At 49.0% G+C, this 21,179-nt stretch carries 21 protein-coding genes and 1 tRNA gene; 2 read left to right on the forward strand and 20 right to left on the reverse strand.

Annotated features, from left to right (window positions below; all coding sequences use genetic code 11):
• Positions 1-102: 102 nt before the first annotated feature.
• From DWX59_RS17210 to DWX59_RS17285, 16 genes are all read right to left on the reverse strand, one after another.
• Entirely contained in the window at positions 103-669 is a 567-nt protein-coding gene (locus tag DWX59_RS17210; RefSeq protein ID WP_117560449.1) for an ATPase, read from the reverse strand.
• Positions 670-849, reverse strand: a complete 180-nt coding sequence (locus DWX59_RS17215; protein WP_117560450.1) for a hypothetical protein — start codon at positions 847-849, stop codon at positions 670-672.
• A gap of 271 nt (positions 850-1,120) precedes the next feature.
• Entirely contained in the window at positions 1,121-2,122 is a 1,002-nt protein-coding gene (locus tag DWX59_RS17220; RefSeq protein WP_117560451.1) for an N-acetylmuramoyl-L-alanine amidase family protein, read from the reverse strand.
• 246 nt (positions 2,123-2,368) lie between these two features.
• A complete protein-coding gene (locus tag DWX59_RS17225; RefSeq protein ID WP_117560452.1) occupies positions 2,369-2,731 on the reverse strand; it encodes a sporulation initiation factor Spo0A C-terminal domain-containing protein in 363 nt (120 codons plus the stop codon).
• A complete protein-coding gene (locus tag DWX59_RS17230; RefSeq protein ID WP_117560453.1) occupies positions 2,709-2,984 on the reverse strand; it encodes a helix-turn-helix domain-containing protein in 276 nt (91 codons plus the stop codon). Before DWX59_RS17230 ends, DWX59_RS17225 begins: the two co-directional genes overlap by 23 nt.
• 1,824 nt (positions 2,985-4,808) lie before the next feature.
• Positions 4,809-5,726 carry a homoserine O-acetyltransferase MetA gene (gene metA, locus DWX59_RS17235; protein WP_117560454.1) on the reverse strand — a complete coding sequence of 306 codons (918 nt, stop codon included), beginning with the start codon at positions 5,724-5,726 and terminating at the stop codon, positions 4,809-4,811.
• 94 nt (positions 5,727-5,820) lie between these two features.
• Positions 5,821-7,773, reverse strand: a complete 1,953-nt coding sequence (ligA, locus tag DWX59_RS17240; protein WP_117560455.1) for an NAD-dependent DNA ligase LigA — start codon at positions 7,771-7,773, stop codon at positions 5,821-5,823.
• A 14-nt stretch (positions 7,774-7,787) separates the two neighbouring features.
• Positions 7,788-8,735: a pseudouridine synthase gene (locus DWX59_RS17245; RefSeq protein WP_117560456.1), complete on the reverse strand. Its 948-nt coding sequence runs from the start codon at positions 8,733-8,735 to the stop codon at positions 7,788-7,790.
• Between the two features lie 7 nt (positions 8,736-8,742).
• A complete protein-coding gene (queA, locus tag DWX59_RS17250) occupies positions 8,743-9,792 on the reverse strand; it encodes a tRNA preQ1(34) S-adenosylmethionine ribosyltransferase-isomerase QueA (protein ID WP_117560457.1) in 1,050 nt (349 codons plus the stop codon).
• A 19-nt stretch (positions 9,793-9,811) separates the two neighbouring features.
• Positions 9,812-10,909: a hypothetical protein gene (locus tag DWX59_RS17255; protein ID WP_117560458.1), complete on the reverse strand. Its 1,098-nt coding sequence runs from the start codon at positions 10,907-10,909 to the stop codon at positions 9,812-9,814.
• A gap of 255 nt (positions 10,910-11,164) precedes the next feature.
• Positions 11,165-11,527 (reverse strand): cupin domain-containing protein, encoded by a 363-nt coding sequence (locus DWX59_RS17260; RefSeq protein ID WP_117560459.1) that lies wholly within the window; start codon positions 11,525-11,527, stop codon positions 11,165-11,167.
• 1 nt (position 11,528) lies between these two features.
• Entirely contained in the window at positions 11,529-12,446 is a 918-nt protein-coding gene (locus DWX59_RS17265; protein WP_117560460.1) for an amidohydrolase family protein, read from the reverse strand.
• Positions 12,443-13,444: an ABC transporter permease gene (locus DWX59_RS17270; RefSeq protein ID WP_117560461.1), complete on the reverse strand. Its 1,002-nt coding sequence runs from the start codon at positions 13,442-13,444 to the stop codon at positions 12,443-12,445. Before DWX59_RS17270 ends, DWX59_RS17265 begins: the two co-directional genes overlap by 4 nt.
• 14 nt (positions 13,445-13,458) lie before the next feature.
• On the reverse strand, positions 13,459-14,982 hold the full coding sequence (locus tag DWX59_RS17275; RefSeq protein ID WP_235845089.1) for a sugar ABC transporter ATP-binding protein: 1,524 nt from the start codon (positions 14,980-14,982) through the stop codon (positions 13,459-13,461).
• Entirely contained in the window at positions 14,979-15,974 is a 996-nt protein-coding gene (locus DWX59_RS17280) for an ABC transporter permease (RefSeq protein ID WP_117560462.1), read from the reverse strand. Before DWX59_RS17280 ends, DWX59_RS17275 begins: the two co-directional genes overlap by 4 nt.
• Before the next feature lie 113 nt (positions 15,975-16,087).
• Positions 16,088-17,149 (reverse strand): sugar ABC transporter substrate-binding protein, encoded by a 1,062-nt coding sequence (locus DWX59_RS17285; protein WP_165642501.1) that lies wholly within the window; start codon positions 17,147-17,149, stop codon positions 16,088-16,090.
• A 305-nt stretch (positions 17,150-17,454) separates the two neighbouring features.
• On the opposite strand from DWX59_RS17285, the gene DWX59_RS17290 reads away from it, so the two are divergent.
• On the forward strand, positions 17,455-18,147 hold the full coding sequence (locus tag DWX59_RS17290) for a GntR family transcriptional regulator (RefSeq protein WP_117560463.1): 693 nt from the start codon (positions 17,455-17,457) through the stop codon (positions 18,145-18,147).
• A gap of 236 nt (positions 18,148-18,383) precedes the next feature.
• On the opposite strand, the gene DWX59_RS17295 is transcribed toward DWX59_RS17290, so the two are convergent.
• The 4 genes from DWX59_RS17295 to DWX59_RS29040 all read right to left on the reverse strand — a co-directional run bounded on the left by DWX59_RS17295 (position 18,384) and on the right by DWX59_RS29040 (position 20,057).
• Positions 18,384-18,455 (reverse strand) — tRNA-Arg (locus tag DWX59_RS17295).
• 45 nt (positions 18,456-18,500) lie between these two features.
• Entirely contained in the window at positions 18,501-18,935 is a 435-nt protein-coding gene (locus tag DWX59_RS17300; RefSeq protein ID WP_117560474.1) for a threonine/serine exporter family protein, read from the reverse strand.
• A gap of 107 nt (positions 18,936-19,042) precedes the next feature.
• On the reverse strand, positions 19,043-19,828 hold the full coding sequence (locus tag DWX59_RS17305; protein WP_117560464.1) for a threonine/serine exporter family protein: 786 nt from the start codon (positions 19,826-19,828) through the stop codon (positions 19,043-19,045).
• A gap of 64 nt (positions 19,829-19,892) precedes the next feature.
• Complete coding sequence (locus tag DWX59_RS29040) at positions 19,893-20,057, reverse strand: hypothetical protein (RefSeq protein WP_165642499.1); 165 nt, start codon at positions 20,055-20,057, stop codon at positions 19,893-19,895.
• 126 nt (positions 20,058-20,183) lie between these two features.
• On the opposite strand from DWX59_RS29040, the gene DWX59_RS17310 reads away from it, so the two are divergent.
• The gene (locus DWX59_RS17310) at positions 20,184-21,143 is read left to right on the forward strand and encodes a DUF5688 family protein (RefSeq protein ID WP_117560465.1); all 960 of its coding nucleotides are present in this window, start codon (positions 20,184-20,186) and stop codon (positions 21,141-21,143) included.
• The last annotated feature ends 36 nt before the right edge of the window (positions 21,144-21,179 follow it).

Below are 21,179 nucleotides of genomic sequence, written 5' to 3' on the forward strand. Positions count from 1 at the left end.
AGCAAATCCCTGCCCGGAAAGCTTATACGTCACCTAAACCTGTTACCGTTAAGCAGGTTCCTATCCCACTGTCCGCCTTACTGCACCCAGGCTTGTGTCAAGTTAATGACATTCTTCCTGCCATTTTTCATACCACTTTGGGATAATCTTTGATACTCTGATACGTTGACCATTTTTATAAATAGCAAACCTGCGAAACTCATCTGTATTATCATATAATGCGGCCAAATCACACAAATCGATAATTTTATGAAGATTCCTCAAACTCTCCCCAAATCTTTTCTCAACATCTTTGTCCGGTATTCCGTGGCCTCCCATTTTCACTCTTTCTGCAATTCTCTTTTTTGCTATCGCCGGCGAATCAACACAGACATAATGTAATTCAATTACATACCCCAATTGCTTTGCCCTATATATTGTCCGTAATATCGAATGTCCGCATAGGGTTGTTTCCTGATTAAAAGTAATTCCCTCCGATAAGTAAGAGTTTAACCGTTCAACAGCGATTCTGCCTGCTTTCATTAAATCTGAGGTATTTCTCCAATCTCCGAATTCCCTCAATATTTCATCTGTATTAACGCGCGGCATCATATCCTTATAATGTGTGGTCATGTATAATGTTGACTTTCCTGCTCCATTTACTCCAGCATATAAGATATATTTCCTCATTTAAAACCTCTTTTGGGCAATTACATGCTTTTGCTTTCTTTGCAATATAAAATCACTCAGCATGGAAAAAAAGTCCTGTTCTTCTTCTGTTTCTGCACTTAACACTAAATCCATGGTTTCTTCTATATCCATGTCCTTGCATTCTTCATACAATTTCCTTGCCGCTTCCGCCTTTGACATAAAATATTTCTCCTCCTTTTCCTCTAAAAACGGAGGTGATGCTGAAAGTCACAGCAATTGACCCTTCCAGCATTTCCATCCACACCACCTTTGTAGGTGGTGACATATATACCATATGTGTCATACGCCATATGGGACCACATTCCAATCCATATCACTTCCGCAAGTGATAACCAAGAGAATACCTTACATTATACATGAAAAATATCAAAAAGAAAAGGCGTAAAGAAATTTTCCCTACGCCTTTTTATATTCAATAAAACCAGTCCATTTACTGCACCCAGACACCGGAACCATTCACATAGAATCCGTCAGGTGTCCATGTATCCTCGTACATCACGCCATCCGTGCCAAGATAATACCACTTTCCGTTAATGGCCTGCCATCCGGTCAGCATGGCCCCGCTGTCTGCCAGATAGAACCATTGGCCGTCCAGTTTAAGCCAGCCTGTCTGCATGTACCCGGAACTGTTGAAATGATACCATGCACCGTTGATCTGCTTCCAGCATGAGGAAGGATATCCGCCTGTGTCATAAGAATACCACCAGCCATTACCGTCCTGGACCCAGTGTCCGCTGCCGCCGTAGTTGGCAATCTCATCCTCGTCAATGGACAGTGTGTCGGAATCATCTGACCATTCTCCTGTCTTACTATTGTAGGATGCAATCGCCCTTACGCGGAAGGTATAATCGCCTTCCCTGTTAAAATAGCCTGCAAAATCATAAGATGTACCGGTGGTGCTGACCGTGGTAACGGTCTTGTCATCACGCAGCAGCTTCACATCATAGCTTTTGGCCCCATCAATCTCATCCCACACAGCCACGGTGTCTTCCCACTCAAGATTGGATGTTCCTTCCAGCTTGCCTCCAATACGTTTCAGTTCCGCATATATCTCTATATAAGACCCGCTGTCATATACCTTTGCCTTCTTAAACGTGGCATTACACCCGCTCAGTGTAAAATGGCTCTTGCTTGTATAGGAAAAACGGTAGCCATCCTTTGCAGAAAGCTCAATCTTTACCTCCGGCACATCTCCCACAGTCCATGTGTCCTGATTATCCGCGTTGGTATACTCCGCAGACTCCACATAATACTCACTGTCTTTTGCCCTTACGGTAATGTCGCCTATGTCATCCCCGCTTTTAGGCGCTTCGCCATACGAAAACTCCAGCCTCACCTTATCAATCTTTGTGTCGGCCGCATATGCAGTCAATCCAGTGCTGACCGTCATCGCTGCAGCCATTAGCAGACATAACGCTTTTCGTTTGTTCATAATAATCCCCTCTCTGCGTATTTTTAAATTATTTCCAGATACATACATTTATTATAATAAATTCGCGGCGTCTATACAATTAAACAATACTTACAATCTTATTAATATATTATCTGTCAAAAGGTAAGGCTGTTTATCTGCCTGGTCTTATTCACCGCCGGTACCATGGCATAAAAATATCCGGAACCATTTTTACTCCTGGCTCCAGATATTTTAACATAAGTCATAGATTCTTTATATAAAGGGTTAACCGCGGGAAGAAGGATCCATATTCGTAAGATATGAAAATAGGATTGCAAGAAACTGACTGGATGTTGGTCTTTTCTCAAGTGAATGACCCGCCATTTTTTGAAGGAGGCCGGGTTCGGATTTCCAGGCCACCTGGGACAGTGTCCTTATATTCCGTTCCACTGCATGACATGAGGTCTGATAGCGTCTGGCAATTTCAGGATACAGGCATTTTGTCACGGAATGGATGCACTGCTCATCTTCGCCCATTAGCAAAAGGGCGTATTCCGTGTAGCGGAAACCTATATAATGCAGGTCTGCCCCAAGCTGCGTCAACAGCTTATATATTTCTGTGGAATCAAATATGGCTTTCTGCAACATCTTCTTTCCTCCTTCCCATCAGATATCTCAATTCCCCAATGAACGTAAGGATTTCTTCATCATTCAGCAGAAAAATATAGTATACCAATGTCATTGCTGAAAAACCATATTTCCCATGTTCCTGGTCAATATAGGACCTCGGTGAGATACGCAGGGCTTCTGCCATATGTTCTTGTGAAAAAGCATGAACGCTACGATACGAATGAATTCTGCTTCTAAGAAAATCTTGAAATACAAGCTTATTCTCATTCATAAAGATGTCCTCCTACATTTCGACAATTATATGGGAATTTTACCCGTTAGCAAGGCGAATTACCATGAGGTGTACCTCGGGGAGGGGAATATTTATTTGATTACAGGTTACAATTTTTTACCAACTGACATGTATATCATGTAAATTTCTCACTTCCTTATTGATCTGATTTTAATTGGCCGGCTTTTCAGGTAATTTACCCATATATGAACAGTTCCTGGTGATGATTATACAATGGACCTTTGGTCCATGCAGAGAAAAATAACCTTTGGTCATTCTACACCTACATGGCTATGATGTCCATGCCAAACGCATCCTTCCCGCCATTAATTTTACCAACTCCTTATCCGGCCCAAACCGGAAAACACTTTAAAATGGCCCGCCCGTTCGGGCTCCGGCCTGTTTGATATGCACTATGCCCTTACTGGGGAGGATGACTCTTAAGACAATGAAAATGAAGAATGTTTTATTGACATGTAAAAAAATCCTGTATAATACAGGTAAGGGCAGACTCCTAAAAACCGGCCCTGCCCTTAAATAATTATTTACATATCTTATATCTGCTTTTTGGGGTATACAGGTTGGAACAGCCTTGTTACCACCAAACCATCAGCCCTCCGGAGACATTCTTATCCACTCATCCTGATTGCAATTTGGGCAAAAACAAATCCTACTGTCATTTTATTTGATATCCCATTTATTTTAATATACTGCGACACTACTTTTTTCTATCGTGTTTTCATCCCTTCTTGGTTTATATGCAATGTCATATAAATATGTTTCCTTATAATCCCTTACTATATATATGTAACGGTTTGTTTGCATAAAATCCCCACATTTTTACAGAATAAATGTCATTATTCATACTTTAATGACATTTTGAATGCCTTTCCATGCCATACGATATTTTAATATGGTGTATATAGGGGTGTGGTGAGGTTGTTAAGATATCCATGACTCAATTCAAGAAATGATATACCCTCTGCGCCTTTTAGATTAAGAAGCATTTGAATACTCTACTGCCCTATTTTTAGCATTTAATTGTATATTGCTACCATCCCTTTAGCATTTTCATCTATACATGCCTGGAACCCAATTAAAAAATGCATGCCATTTAATATTATCAGTTTTAAGAAAATCCTGCATCCTTGCCAGGCAAGCAACACTAACTGTAGTTTTAATGCGGTTGTCCAATGCAGCCAACCAGTTGGCACGGGTTCCTCCCATATTCATTCCAGTAGCCCCAATACGGTTACTGTCCACCTCTACCGCATGCTGTCATGCTCCCCATCCCCAATATAGCAATGGCAATACAAATCTTGTGAATTTCTATAAGTACCTCCTTTAAATTTTTATAATTATATATTATCAGCATAAATATTCAAAAATAAGGTGAAGTCGATTGTCTTTTGTGCACAATAGACATAATTTACATTTTTCCAATTATACGTTTTACATATGTAATCATTGTAACATACACAAAAGGAGACTTATCTAGCAGGACGGAGGCCAGTCAATCCATGTTACTTATACTTCTTGCCATTCCTTTACCTCCAATTTTTAGTGATTATATAACTTTATTATTTCAAATTATGTACCCTACAATGCCTTTGCAACGCACCAGGATTCACTAAAATGTCTTTTATGGGTGCGGTATTCCATTCTTTGTCTATAATATGAGTGCTGAACATGGGCATCCGATTAATTATGGCGCACTGAAATAAGCCCGTGAATATGCAATATAGCTACATACTCATGGACTTATTGGGATGTCCGAATATTTGGTTTTCTATAGTAATACCCTTCTAGGTTTAACCTCTCCTCTCACTCTTCCTCATCCAACACATAAGGCGTTGTCTGATACACATAATAATTCAGCCAATTCGTATACAGCGTATTGGACGTATTCCTCCAGGTCAGGGCAGGAACTGAGAACGGGTCATTATGCTCATAGTAATTGCAGGGCACTTCAGGATCCAGGCCCTTGTTCAGATCCCTGTGGTATTCGTTGTTCAGGGTCATCCTGTCATATTCCGGATGCCCCTGCACAAAGACCTGGCTGCCATCCCGGCTCATTACCAGGAAAACGCCTGCCTCTTCTGATTCTGCCAGTATCATCAGCTCCGGGTGCTTCAGGATATCGCTTTTGCGCACTTCCGTATACCTGGAATGGGGCGCCAGGAAATAATCGTTAAGGCTGCGCACCAGCGGCACCTTCCTGTCCAATACTTTGTGGTTATAGATGCCTGACAGCTTCTTCTGTATCGGATATTTCCGGATTCCATAGTGATAGTACAGGCCGGCCTGGGCGCCCCAGCAGATATGTATGGTAGACGTCACATGGGTCTTGCTCCACTCCATGATTTTTGAAAGCTCAGGCCAGTAATTCACCTCTTCGAATTCCAGGTTTTCCACGGGAGCGCCTGTGATGATCATTCCATCAAATTTTTTCTTCCTGATATCGTCATAGGTTATATAAAACTTATTCAGATGACTGGCCGAGGTATTCTTGGACACATGGGTGGACAGCATGAGGAAGGTGCAGTCCACCTGAAGAGGCGTATTGGACAGGGCGCGCAGAAGCTGCGTCTCTGTTTCCTCCTTAAGGGGCATCAGATTGAGGATCAATATCTCCAAAGGCCTGATATCCTGTCTCATGGCCCGGTCCTCGTCCATTATGAATATATTTTCTGACTCCAGTACGGTCCTGGCCGGAAGTTCCTTTTGTACTTTAATCGGCATATCATTCTCTCCTTTCAAATGTCGTGTGTTGTGTGGTTTATGCACAATCAGCACAGCTTCACCGGCAGCAGGCGTACTGCCGGCAGAAACTGTGCTATAACATTCGCAGGAACTCCTCTTCTGATATGATTGGGACCCCAAGGTCCTTTGCTTTTTTATTTTTTGATGAATTGGAAGCCGTATCATTATTAATCAGATACGTTGTCTTGGCGGTGACCGAGCCAGTGACCCTGCCTCCCTTTCCCTCAATTACCTCCTGCAGCTCCTTGCGGTTGGCAAAATGCTCCACGGAGCCGGTAATCACAAAAGTTATGCCCTCAAACCTGGCATCCGAGGCCTCCGCCTGCTCCTCTTCAATGGTAAGTTCCTGTAACAGATGATCCACTGCCAGGTTATTCTTCTCTGATGCAAAATAATCCATCCACGCCTGGGCCAGGACGCCGCCGATTCCATCCACGGCAACCAGCTCATCTGCCTGGGCGTGGCGCATTTTCTCAAAATCAAACTTAAACTCCCTGCAGAGCATCTTGGCATTGGCAAGGCCGATTCCAGCAATCCCCAGACCATACACCATCCTTGGCAGGGTTGTATTGCCTGCAGTCTTAATGGAAGCAATCAGATTGTCATAGGATTTCTGCCCAAGGCCTTCCATCTCCACAATCGCATCCTTATGTTCCTCCAGATGGAAGATATCTGCATATTCATGGATGAAACCCGCGCCTATGAACTTCTCCAGGGTGGCTTCTGACAGCCCGTCAATATTAAGGGCGTCACGGCTCACGAATAAGGTAAAACTTTTTATCTTCTTGGCCTGACAGTCCGGGTTGGTACAGTACAGGCTTTTCACATCATTGATCTGCTTGATCTGGGTTGCGCCGCCGCATACAGGACATTCTTTCGGTATATCCCTGACCCCGCTGCGTGTCAGGTTATCCGCGATCTGCGGTATGATCATGTTGGCCTTGTACACCGTAATGGTATCGCCCTGGCCCAAATCCAGGGCTTCCATGATGCTCAGGTTATGGACGCTGGCCCTGCTCACCGTGGTGCCTTCCAGTTCCACCGGGTCAAACACGGCAACCGGATTAATCAGGCCGGTCCTTGACGCACTCCACTCAATATAATCAAGCCTGGTCTCCCTGATTTCATCCTGCCACTTAAATGCAATGGAATTGCGGGGAAACTTGGCTGTCCTTCCCAGGGATTCCCCGTATTCAATATCGTCAAAGGTAAGCACCAGTCCGTCGGACGGCACATCATTGCTTTCAACTGCCTCTGCAAATCCATTGACTGCCTCAGGCAGGTTTTCAGCCGTCACTTCTTTGAAGTCCACCACTTCAAAGCCCTGTTCCCTCAGCCATTCAAACTGACGTTTCCTGGAATTCCCAAAATCCACTCCGGCCGCCCTTACCAGGGCAAATGCCTCAAAATGTACGTTTCTCTCTGCCGTGATCTGGCTGTTCAGCTGGCGCACCGAACCGCTGCAGAGATTGCGCGGATTCTTATACCTGGCATCCACGTCCTCAATCTCTTCATTAATCCTCTTAAAATCCGAGTAGGTAATGACTGCCTCTCCCCGGAGGATCAGCTGTCCCTGGTAGGAAATATTGAGAGGTATGTTGGAAAACACACGGGCATTTGGGGTGATGACCTCGCCGATTTCCCCATTGCCCCTTGTTACCGCCTTTGTAAGCCCGCCGCCTTCGTAGGTAAGCACAATGGTCAACCCATCCATTTTCCAGGACAGCAGTCCCTTCTGGTCCCCCAGCCACGACTGAAGGTCCTCCACGCTCTTTGTCTTGTCAAGGGAAAGCATGGGGGACTCATGGGTCTCCTTGGGCAGTTCGCTTAACACCTCATATCCCACTTTCTGGGTAGGGCTTCCTGATATGATGGTTCCTGTCTCTTTTTCCAGGGAACAAAGTTCATCATAAAGCCTGTCATATTCAAAATTGCTCATGATTTCCCGGCTTTCCTGATAATAAGCCTTCCCCGCCTGTCTCAGGGTGGAAACCAACTCTTTCATTCTCTGAATCCTGTCTTCCATTCTGTTCTCCTGATTCATCTTCTACTATCCGGGTCCTGCGGCAGGGCACGGCCGCGCCCGCCCGGCAGGCTGGTGGAATCCTTTAAAAGCCTGGTAAGCTCCCGGTATTCCTCCTGTCCCACTTCCCTAAATGCCCCTGTTTTAAGGCCGTCCAGCCGTATATTCATGATGCGCACCCGTACAAGGCGCTTCACATGGCAGCCGCATGCCTCACACATGCGGCGTATCTGCCGGTTCAGCCCCTGGGTCAGGATGATGGAACATGTTTTCCCATCCACCCGTTTCACCTTACATGGCCGCGTCACCGTATCCAGCTCCTTGAGATAAATCCCCTTTGCCATCCTGTCCATGGCATCATCGGTCAGAGGACAATCCACCGTGACAATATACTCCTTTTCATGAGCATTGCCACTGCGCATGATTTTATTCACCAGGTCGCCCTGGTTTGTCATGAGCAGAAGGCCCTCTGAATCCTTATCCAGCCTTCCCACCGGATAAATACGCTCCGGATAATCCAGGTATTCAACGATATTCATTGCCCGGTCCTTATCCGAAGTGGTGCAGACAATCCCCCTTGGCTTATTTACAACAAGAAGCACCGGCCTTGGCTTCTGGCTGCCCGCCCCGCTGCCTGCATTCACCGGTACACCGCCGCATACCACCTTCTGGCCCGGTTTCAGCTTCTGGCCCATGGCTGCCGGACAGCCGTCCACCCACACCTTCCCGGCTTCAATCAGGCGGTCTGCCTCCCGTCTGGAACACACACCCATCTGGCTCAGCCATTTATTCAGACGTTCTTCTCTTTTTTCCTCTTTACTGTTTATTTCTGTTTTACTATTTATATCCGTTTTACTATTTATATCCGTTTTACTGTTTATATCTGCTTTACTGTTTATATCCATTTTACCGTTTACATCCGTGCAGTCTTCCCTGCCGCCCTCCCCGCGCCCATCCATATCCATGGTCCATTCACCGCTTTTGAGCCACTGGGCTGGATGCAATAAACATGGCGTCCCCAAATGAGAAGAAACGGTAGCGTTCCTTCACGGCTTCCTTATACGCGTCCAGGATATGTCCCCTTCCCGCAAGCGCGCTTACCAACATTACCAGTGTGGACTCCGGCAGATGGAAATTGGTTATCAGGGCATCCAGTACTTTAAACCGGTATCCCGGATAGATGAATATCTCAGTCCATCCTGTTTTGGCCTGCAGGATGCCGTCGTCCGTGGAAGCGGACTCAACGGTACGGCAGCTGGTGGTCCCCACACAGATGACCCGGCCTCCGGCCGCCTTGGTGTCGTTTACCTTCCTGGCCTCGGATTCTTCCACCACGTAGAACTCCGAATGCATGTGGTGGTCCAGGACATTTTCCACCTTCACGGGGCGGAAGGTCCCAAGACCCACATGGAGCGTCACATGTGCCACCTTGACCCCCATTTCCTCAATCTGTTTTAAAAGTTCATTGGTAAAATGCAGTCCGGCTGTGGGGGCTGCCGCCGACCCCTCATGCTTTGCATACACGGTCTGGTACCGGTTCTTGTCCTTCAGCTCATGTGTGATATAGGGCGGAAGGGGCATCTGGCCCAGCTGGTCTAAAATCTCCTCAAATATGCCCTTGTAACTGAACCGGATCAGACGGTTGCCGTCGTCCACAGTCTCCACCACGGTACCGCTCAGCAGGCCTTCCCCAAACTCAATGACAGTCCCCGGCCTGCACTTCTTGCCCGGGCGGACCAGTGTTTCCCAGATATCGTTTTCCCTGCGCTTAAGAAGCAGGATTTCAATCTTTGCACCTGTATCCTTCTTGATGCCAAAGAGCCTGGCCGGTATTACCTTTGTATCATTAATCACCAGGCAGTCCCCCGGCCGTAAATACTCCACAATATCCCTGAATACCCTGTGCTGCACTTCCCCTGTATCCCTGTCCAGTACCAAAAGCCGTGATGAGGAGCGGTCCTTAAGCGGGTCCTGGGCTATCAGTTCCTCCGGTAAATCAAAATAAAAATCCTTTACATCCATGTCCTGTCTTCCTCCAGTTTTATTCAATCTTTACCTCAGAACCGCCTGTTGTCTCCGGGGCCCCATCCTGTCCTTGTGATGCATCTGCCTGTCCGGCGCCCGGATTCCCGCTGCCCTGGCTGCCGGAGCCGGCTCCGTCCTGGCCGGATGCCTGGTCTGAGGAGGCGGCTCCCGCCGCATGTTCACCGGAAGCGTCACTGCCCTGGGCGCTGCCGCCCGCCGCACCCGCGCTGTTTTCAGGCGCTAAAGCCCCGCTTTCATCCGCACCCTGGGAACCGGCCCCATCATCCTCAAGGGATACCATGCTGTCCTGTCCCTCTTCCTCTGAGCTGCTTACCACTGCCCCGTTCCGCAAATCCCCATAAATCCCGGCAAGAAGCGTATCGGATTCAATGGCCTGGCGCAGGCGCTCATTGACCTGCTTGGATAAAAGGCGCACGTCCTCAGACTGATTCTGCTTTGCCACGTAATCAGCTTCGTCACCCACAACGTTTTCACGTATGATATAATTGCCGCTGTCATCCTTCAGTACATAACACCACATAAGTCCCGGCGCCAGGGTATCCACCCTTCTGAACTTCACCTCATAGGTCACATAGACCACATAGGAGTCTGCCGTCAGCCCCGGCTTGGTATAACATACAATGTCCTGATAGTCCTCAATGTAGACAGCCTCGCTTTTCAGTTCTTCCCTGCGCGCCTGAAGGCCCTCATCCGCAGACTTGCCAAAAAGTCCATATAACTTTTCCGCGTCCTGGTCAATCTTGGCCTGGAAATACTCACTGATCAGCAGGTTGACCTGGGGAACCGCGTCCTTTGCAAGCTCATAATGGGAAAAATCCGTTGTATACTGGCTGTTGTCCGGTTCCACATCCGCATCCCGGGCTTCCGTCCCATCCCCGGAAATACTGATATCCGCACCGGATGCATTGGAATCAGTGGAAATCCCGGTTCCGGGCGTGGCAGCCGCCTCCTTGCCATCCGGCTTTTTGTCCATGACCATTATGATGATCACCAGCACAATCACCACCGCTAGGGGGATGGCCGCCATCCGGATGTATTTTATCTTGTCAGCGTCAGACCTTCTGCTGCGTGTCCGTCTTCTGTTCTGTCTCATAAATATAAGTCCTCCAGTCCTCATGCTTGCATATGCGTCATTTGGGTATAATAACCACTTCGTCTTATTCTAACAAAAAGCGTGGGAAAATGCAATGGGATAAGAACATCGGCAACAAGGTCCCATGCATTGGCCCGTGAACCGCGGGCCGGGAAATCATGGACCTTACAGGAAAATAAAAAGCTGTTATATGCGGATTTCCGGTTGCATACAGCAGCTTTTTAGTAAAAGGGCTTTTTCAGTTCAGAGATGTTCTTATTGGGATGGTTCGTTTTCGTATAAGATAAGGGCAATCATCTCCACGGGTCCTTCCAGTGCTTCAATTCCATGGCCATCCCCGCTGCCGGTAAAAGCAACGTCCCCGGGGCAAAGGATGTGTTCCGTCCCGTTGTCGTTGAATCTGGCAGTGCCTTTCAGGATGTAGTAGGTCTCTGACTCGTTGGTGTGGACATGGTAACCGATGGCTGAACCCGGATAGACCGTGGTGTGGGCGAAAACCCTTGCTTTGTTGTACATTTCACCCGGTCCGTTTAACAGGTCCCTGACACAGATTTCGCCTGTCCCGTTAAATGGGGCGGGTTTGGTTGTCCGTGTTATGGATTCTTTTGCTCTGACCATTTTACGCCTCCTTTTGCCGGAAATATACGTAAGCGGCATTGTCATAGTAGATGGCGTCCAGCTCCTCCTGCGTCCAGCCGCCATGGGTCAGGTAATCGGTCAGGTGCCCGTAGCTGTCCTGGGTGGCTGCAAAGGGCGCGTCGGTGCCCCACAGGAGTTTTTTTACGCCAAGGCGGGACGCGGCCTGGCGGAGCAGGGTGTTCACATCAGGATACGGATATGTATCCGGGGCATAGATTTTTGGCACGGAGGAAATGTCGAACCACACATTGTCCTGATTAAGCAGTTCCAGGTCGGACCAGAGGCGCTGCTCATCCCCCCTGGCCGGGGCAAGGAGGTGGCACAGGACCATTTTCATGTTTGGAAATGCCTTTGCCACACGGGACAGGTTCTCCGGCTGATAGCTGGCCATGGTCCGGTCCCCGATGTCAAGGGCCACCACGGCATTGCACTGGTCAATCATTTCATATATCTTCATCATACGGCCAGAATCCAGGTCAAAGGGGTCGTGGCAGCCCATGAGGCCGCCGCCGGAACTTACCTCGAATTTGACCAGGCGGAATTTCCGTTCTTTTAATAGGAAAGACAGGATATCCAGGTAATTGGTCATGAAAGGGTCCAGGGTACAGGACGGACAGAAACGGTCCGGGTACTTTTTCATGATTTCATAGTGGTACCGGTTCTGGAAACCATACATGCTTCCCTGCATCAGCACGGCTTTTTCCACCTGATGCCGGTCCATGATCGCAAGGGCTGCTTCCGCGGTAAAGCTGGTATCCCCATAGCCTTCGGGCAGCAGCCGGAAAGTCTCTCCGCTGCCCCACTCAGCCATGCCATTTCCGGCTGCCCTCAGTTCCCCTCTCCGGCAGTATCCCGCTATGATTTCAGCTACATGCAGATGTGAATCTATTTTTTTCATTGAACTGTTCCTCCTTGTTTGCGGAATAATGGTGGGAGTAATCCCTTTTTCTTTTCCTGATGGCCCATGATGTCCACTGCCACCGCAGTGATGATGACCAGGCCTTTTACCAGGCCGTGATGGGTGGACGGCACATTCATCAGGTTCATCCCATTATTCAGAAGCCCTACCAGGACCGCGCCGAAGATGGCGCCCATGACCGTTCCTTCGCCGCCGGCCAGGCTGACGCCGCCGATGACTGCCGCGGTGATTACCTCTGTCTCATACCCGCTGCCCGTGCTGGCCATGGCCTGCTGGGTCATGGACGCAAGGACAATGCCGCCAATGGCCGCGGTCAGGCCGGAAAAGATGTAGGCCAGCATGGTGATGCCGTTGTCGGAAATGCCGGACAGCCTGGATGCCTCCGGATTGCCCCCCACCGCATAGACATAACGGCCCAGCTGGGTTTTATCAAGGACATAGAAGCTGATAAGGGCAACCGCCGCCATGATGAAAACAGGCACAGGCAGTCCCAGCAGCTTACCGATTCCGATGTAGGTAAATGCCTTAGGTTCCAGGCATCCCAGGATTTTATTGTTGGTAAGTATCATGGAAATACCGGATATGATGCTCTGGGTTGCAAAGGTAATAAGGAATGCAGGCACCTTGAATTTTGTTATGATGATACCGTGCACCACCCCCACAAGCACGCCGCACAAAAGCGCGGCCAGGATTCCTATCAGGACGCCTGTGACCGAATAATCAAAAAAACGTATGATCCGCACCACGATGATTCCTGTCAGGGCCAGCATGGAACCCACTGAAAGGTCAATCCCGCCTACCAGGATTGCAAAGATGGAGCCGGACACCATGATGCCGATAACGGATACGGACCACAGCACATTGGACAGATTGGCAATGGTGGGGAAACTGTGGGGCGCAATGATGGTCAGCACCAACATGAATCCCAGAAGGATGAATATTTTGCTGTATCTTTTTAGACTAACTTCCCGCTTCATGAATTCATCCCCCCTTAACCCAAGAGCCCGGATGCCGCGGCCAGTATGTCAGCCTGGGTCACCGTTCCCTCTGAAAATTCTTTTACAATCCTGCCTTTGCGCATGACCAATATCCTGTCTGAAACCCGCAGAAGTTCCTGAAGGTCCGAGGACACAAGAATGACCATCACGCCCCTGAGAGCCAGTTCCCTGAGGATACGGTAGATTTCATCCTTGGCCCCCACGTCGATTCCTGCTGTTGGCTCATCTACAATCAGAAGCTTCAGGCCCCGCATCAGCCATTTACCCAGCACCACCTTCTGCTGGTTTCCTCCAGAGAGCAGTCCCACTGCCTTGTCCGGGTCCTTTGGACGGATATCCACTGCTTCAATTGCGTTCAGGCACATCTTGAGTTCTTCCTTCTTTGATATGGCCCCGCCGCTTTTGCGGATCAGGTCATAGTTGGTCAGGGCCGTGTTCCTGTTAATGGACAGAAGGGGGATGAATCCCTGGTTCCTTCTGTCCTCAGGCACGAACCCAAACCCTCTCTTAATGCTCTTCTTCACCTTGGGGACATATTTCTCCCCTTCCAGATAAATCTCACCGCTGCTGTATCCATCAATGCCGTAAAGACAGCGGACCAATTCTGTCCTGCCCGCTCCGATGAGGCCGCCAAAACCAAGTATCTCTCCCCTGCGCACCTGAAAGCTTACTTTATCAAATACTCCCCTGCTGCTTAAATCCCTGACTTCCAGGGCAACCTCGCTGCCGGTCCTGCATAAGGTCTTGACCGATCCTTCGGATTCATCCACCACCTTGCCGATCATCAGGCGGATGACTTCCACCGGATTGATTTCCTCTTTTTCCAGCACCACCACATTTTCCCCATCCCGCAGTATGGTAAGACGGTCGGCCAGGCGGTAGACCTCCTCCAGCCTGTGGGAAATGTAAATGATGCTGACGCCCTTATCCCTCAGGGCCTCAATGATGGAAAACAGGATTTCGGACTCACGCCCGCTTAAGGACGCCGTGGGTTCATCCATAATCAGCAAATCTGCATCCGATGACAGCCCCTTTAGTATCTCCACCAGCTGGCGCTGCCCGATTCCCAGGTCATTGACACAATCCGTTGGATTCAGCGGAAACCCATAGCGTTCAATCAGTTCCTGGACCATGGAGTTCATTTTCTTATAATCAATCAGATGCGTCTTACCAATCCTGGGTTCCTTGCCAAGAAGCACATTCTGCGAAACGCTAAGGGCCGGTATGACGGAAAGTTCCTGATATATGCAGGAAATGCCCAGGGCCTGGCAATCGCTCCTGCTGTTGATTTCCACATTGTTCCCCTTCCATTTAAGCTGTCCGCTGTCCTTGGAATAGGCTCCTGTTATAATCTTGATTAAGGTAGACTTGCCCGCCCCGTTCTCCCCCATAAGGGCGTGGACCTCCCCTTTCCTGATTTCCAGGTCCACATGCTTTAAAACCGGCACACCGCCAAAGCTCTTGCCGATATCCAGGGCCTGCAGGATTGTCTCCCCTGATATATTTCCTCCTGTCATGAGGCCGTCACCTCCTCACATAACCGCTTCCTGTTCTTGGAAGCCTGTTCCATCCGCTTGTTGTACCATGCGTCAAACACAACTACAAGGATGATGATGGCGCCTTTGATGATGGGCTGATATGCAGTGTTGATCTGGTATTTGTAGATGCCGTTGTCCAGTACCGACATGAACAGGGCGCCGATAACGGTTCCTATGACATCGCCCCTTCCGCCGTCCAGGGCGCAGCCGCCGACCACCACTGCCGCAATTACATTGAACTCCAGGCCGGTACCCAGCACAGCCGTGGTACTCTGAAGCCTGGATGTGGTGAAAATGGATCCCACAGCCACGCAGAAACCAACAATGACAAATGCCGCCATCCTGGTCCTGTCCGTGTGGATGCCGGACAGCTCCGCCGCCTTTTTGTTGGAACCAACTGCATAGAGGTTCGTGCCGAACCTGGTCTTTTTAAGGATGACCTGCCCAATTACAGCCAGTACGAAAAACGCAATGGTCACATAATAAACGCCTCCCACAGAGCCCCCGAACACGGTGAACCTGTAATCCTTCATGGGCTGGCTGGTAATGATTCCATTTTCCTTAATGGCAATCACATAGGTAAGGGCCCTGTATATACTTAAGGTGGACAGGGTGGCTATGAATTCGGGGAGGCAAAACCTGGTTATGATAAAACCATTGAACCAGCCCGCTGCCAGCCCCACAACTATACCTGCAGCCAGCATAAGCCATATGGGAAGGGTGGTATAACGGTAAATATTAGCCATGACCATGCCCACAAGAGCCAGGGCAGAACCTGTGGAAAGCTCAATCCCGCCCGTGATGATTACATATGTAACCCCGATTCCCACAATCCCGATGACCGATGCATCCCTGAAAATAGAGATGATGTTCTTTGCCTGCAGGAAATAGTCACTGGTGGCAGAAAATAAGATTACCAGCACAAACAGCATGGCCAGGGAAATAAAACGTCTGATTGTATTCTGCTTCATAAGTTAACTCCTTAAGCCTTGTATCGTGATATTAAGACTTGTATCGTGAAATTTCCAAGGGCAGGAGCTGCCCATGCCTCTCCTGCCACCATTTCCTTTTCCAATGCTTCTTTTTACCAGCGGTCTTCCGGAAGGATCTGTCCTACCGTGTCCTTTGTGACCACAACCGGCTCCATGTTGATGACCGGTGTCTTGGACAGCACGTCATAGCTGTATTCTGAGCCAATCATGAGAAGTGCGATCTTGGCAGCAGTGGATCCTTCATCCCAGCAGTTGGTGTAAATCGTGCCTGTCAGCTGTCCGCTTTCAATCATAGCAAGAGCGTCCTTCTCACCGTCAGCGCCCCAGATTACCATCCCGTCCAGGCGGTTTGCCGACTCAGCTGCAAGGGCAGCGCCCTCTGCCATGGCATCGTTAATGGCAAATACACCGTCAATCTTGTCATTGGCCTGCATGAAGCTGTTCATGACACTCATGGCTGTTTCCTTCTCAAAGTTGGCTGCCTGGGAACCAATGATTTCAATGCCCGAATACTGGCTGATCGTGTCGCGGAACCCTTTTTCCAGGTTATCTGTACGGATGATGCCGGGGAGGCCCTGGATAATCACGATCTTGCCTGTCCCGTCCAGCTCTTTTGCAATCTCTTCTGCTGCCAGGCGGCCCGCATCATAGTCCACCATCTGTACAAGGGCTGAATGGACGGAGTCCACATCCATATTGATGGTGATGACAGGGATGCCTGCTTCCTCTGCTTCTGTCACAGATGCCGCAAGGGCTGAGTTATCGCTTGCCTGAAGAATGATTGCGTCATACTTCTGTGTAATGATTTCCGACATGATCTTAACCTGCTCTTCCGCACTGCTCTTTGCGTCAAAGCCCTGGACTGTTATATTATCATAATAAGCGCATTCCCGCTCAATGCCTTCCAGCCATGCCTGGTTCACAGGCGTTCCGATATCATGTGCAACATAGGCCAGCTTAATGTCATCCTTGTAAGGATCCTTTACCGTCTTATTACTTTTCTTCTCAGTCTGGGCCGCTGCATCGCTTCCCTGGGGCGCTGCCGTGGTGGCCGGGGCCGTCTGCTCCTGCCTTGCTCCCTCACCGGAGCAGCCTGCTAACATAAATACTGACATGGCTGCAATCATTGCTGCTGCTAATAATGTTTTCTTCATATCATACTCTCCTTACTGTTGCTTTGTTTTCTGGTGTTGCTTCACCCTTGTTCCATCTGTTCTTGCTTCGTTGCATTTATTAATCATGTCTGTAGTATACAACATGCGTTTTTCATTTTCAATATACACATTCTACACAATTCAATATTTATTTTTATGCAATATGCCCAATTACTTTTTGGAAGATATTTTGTATACTTTATAAAAGCATTGATTTTATTGTATTTTTTTCAACCTGTTTATTGATTTTTTCATCTGGATAGCCTATAATTATAATTAGTTGTATACTACAAGGAGATTTTGCTATGCCTAAAACCGCCAATAAGGACTTAAAAAACCACACATATTGTATATTAAAGGAGCGTCTGGTCAACTGTATCTATCCTCCCGGCACCCTGTTGAATGAAGCGCAGCTGGCTGCTGACCTGGGTGCCAGCCGTACGCCTGTGCGTGAGGCCATCAGCCGCCTGGAGATGGAAGGTTTTGTGAAAATCATGCCCAAAAAAGGGATTTATGTCACAGACATATCTTTAAACGATGTGCTTCAGATTTTTCAGACAAGAATTGAGATTGAGCCCATTGCCGTACGCCTGGCAGCGCCCCACCTTCCCCGCGAGGAACTGCTGGCCTTCTGCGGCAAGTTCAAAGGAGAGGCCCCTGATATACAGAACGGATTCCGATTGGACACCGCCATGCACCTGTTCATCATCGAACACTGCGGCAACCGCTATATCATTGATATGATGCACCGCATATTTGATGAGAATACCCGGGTCATCATTTCCAGCAAGCAGAACCAGGTGCAGATCCATGACGCCCGTCTGGAGCATCTGGATATCCTGAACAGCCTGCTGGACAAGGACACGGAGCGCGCCATTGCCCTGATGCAAAGCCATATTGAGAACTGCCGCAAGGCAGCCCTGGATTACTTCTGCAGTATCCAGACCTACAAGGATTCCCCGTCCCTGACTTATAAGAACCAGCTGGCGCAGCTTTGAACATTTAAAAGCCAGATGGTATTGCTTTGGACACTTAAAAGCCTGCCGGTATTGCTTAAATGATTACAGTGAAGAAGGCACTGCATGTATAGTTACACTGGACCAGCAAAGGCCGGAAGACGGCCGGAAGACGCCAAATGCCGCAGTATGCAGGAATGAATCCTGGCACACTGCGGCATTATACATGATATCCGTTTAAATCAACCCATACCACCCATGATCTGGGCAATCAAAAATGCGTCTGAGAGGAATCGAACCTCCGCACGCGGCTCCGGAGGCCACTGCTCTATCCACTGAGCTACAGACGCATCTCCATTATGATACTATATTTCTCACAAAACTTCAAGTCTTTTTTACACTTTCTTCCTGTTCCCCACCATCCTGAACATGGAATCCATCAGAAAAACAGCCATGGCAATGGCCCCGGCAATCTGTATTGTCTCGATAAGATAGTACATGGACTGCTCCCTGCTGCTTCGGATGATATGGTATACCCAGTTATAAATGGATGTTCCCGGAACCAGGGGCAGGATGCCGGGTATGAGGATTACGGTCACCGGCGCCCTCAGCATCCTGGCCAGGACATGGGCCATGAGCGCCACTGCCAGGCCGGACATAAATGCCCCAAATACCAGGGACCCGCTGCCTGCCTTCACAAGAATGTATACCAGCCAGCAGACGCCTCCTGTGATGCCCGACCACCCCAGATACTTCCGCGGCAGATCCAGCACCAGCCCAAAACTGAGCACTGCCATGAAAGCGCCGGCCACCTGTATGACGATTCCCATTATCCCGGTCCCCTGCATTCCCATGACCTGAGCGCCCAGGGCCTGTGCCTCCGCAGCCTGTGCTCCCATGGCCTGCATTCCCATCTGTGCACACATCATCATTTCCCCTACCATACGGTCCCTCCCCCTGTCAGCTGGTGGAACAGCGCCATGCTGGCTCCCACTCCTGCCGCCACCGCCAGCGCCGTCACAATGGCTTCCAGCATCCTCGCGGCCCCGGAAGAGTAATCCCCATTCAGCGTATCCCTGACCGCTGTTGTGAATATCACGCCTGGCACAAGAGGCATGACAGCACTGATAATGACAATATCCGTACTGCTTCCGGTCAGCAGCCACCGGTTCAGCGCCAGCGCCGCCGTGCCCAAAGAGAAAGCCCCCAGCACATTGGTGCAGAAATCATTCAGCTGGATCCTGGATGCCATGTATACAACAGATCCCAGCACACCGCCTGTCAGCGCTGCCGCAATGCAGTCCGCCGCACTGCCCCTCAGCACCACTCCGAAAAAAAAGGAAATAAACATATAACTCAGCGCCTTGAGCCATTTTTCATACTGGCTCCTTGTCCTGATCATCTCCAGCTCCTCATATGCTTCTAATGGGGTCATGGCCTGACTGCAGAGTTTTCTGGACACCTCATTAACAAGATAAATCCTCCCCAGATTAGTGGAACGCTCGTTCACCCGCCGCACCAGGGTGATGGCTTCCCCCCTGCTGTTATCCAGGCTTACGAATATACCTGTGCTGAACACCATGGTCTGCGCCTTCCTGTCCGGACAGCAGCCCAATATATGATGAATCGTATCCTCAATCCTGGCGATTTCGGCACCGCTTACAAGCATGATTTCCCCGGCCAGCAGCGCGGTCCTGGCCAGCAGATGTTCTTCATTTCCCATGATCCTACCTGCAATTCCCAAAAATTTCCAACCCCGGGACGTGCCTGAACAGCCACGTCTTGCTTCAGGTTTGAGTATAACAGCCGCCAGTCATTTCGTCAATTTCATTTATGGAAGGTAAATGTAAACAATTCATAAAATCCCCCTCCCGGCTCTTGACAAAAACCGCTGGATGGATTAAGCTGGATGCAATTCTTTTGAATACTATCTTTCCATTCTTCCTATTCATTTTATCTTGTGCATTCTAAGGCGGCATGTCCACCATTCTTTTTCCGGACCTCCCCTTATAATCCCATTGCAGACGATATGGAACTGTCCAACAGTTATCATAAATAAAAACCAAGGGGGTATTTTCGTGGAATACGAAACATTTCTCAATGAAGTAAAAGAACAGATGGAACATGCTTTAGGGAAGGGATATGACCTTACACTGCGCAGGGTTCCCAAGAACAACGGCCTTATGTTAGACGGCCTGTGCATCGCCAAGTCCGGCGGACATGTGGCGCCGGCCATTTACCTGAATCCCTGCTATCTCCAGCATCAGGCCGGACGTCCCATTGGGGATATTGTATCAGAACTCATGACCCTGTATCAGGACAACCAGACGCCGCCTGATGTGGACTATGAAAAGCTTGCGTGCTTTGAGGAAATCAGGCCCTTTATTGCCTGCAGGCTGATTCATGCAGACTCGAACCAGGCGCTGTTAAAGGAGATTCCCCACATTGCCTGGCTGGACCTGGCCCTGGTCTTTTATCTATGCCTCCATGAGGATGACAGCGGACTTATGACCGCCACCATCCATAACCTCCATCTGGATATCTGGAATATTTCCCTGACAGAGCTGAAGGAAACAGCCCTTGCCAACACTCCAAGGCTGTTTCCGCCTGTCATATCCAGTATGGCACGGATTATCGAAGACCTTTCTGAGGCCATGGAACAGGAACCTGCTTCCCAGCCTTTTGGCAATCAGCCAGGGGATCATGGGCTTCCTGACCCCGATGCATCCGCTCCCTTCTTTGTGCTGAGCAATACATCCGGTATCAACGGGGCTGCCTGTATCCTTTATCCCGGAGTACTGAAAAACTTCGCGGACAGCATGGAAAAGGATATCATCATCCTTCCATCCAGTATCCACGAAGTCCTTCTTCTTCCTGATGACGGCGACATTTCCTACAATGAGATGAGCAGGCTTGTGGCCCACATCAATCAAACCGAGGTTCCCAAAGAGGACCGTCTCTCCAATCAGGTATATTTCTATTCAAGGCAGAATCAATCCCTTACCCTGGCTTCCAGCAGCGCCATACCTATCTGCTAGTACCTTGACATAGTTACATTGTGCTTTTATAATCTA

It is taken from the genome of Enterocloster aldenensis (assembly GCF_003434055.1).
Lineage (GTDB): Bacteria > Bacillota > Clostridia > Lachnospirales > Lachnospiraceae > Enterocloster > Enterocloster aldenensis.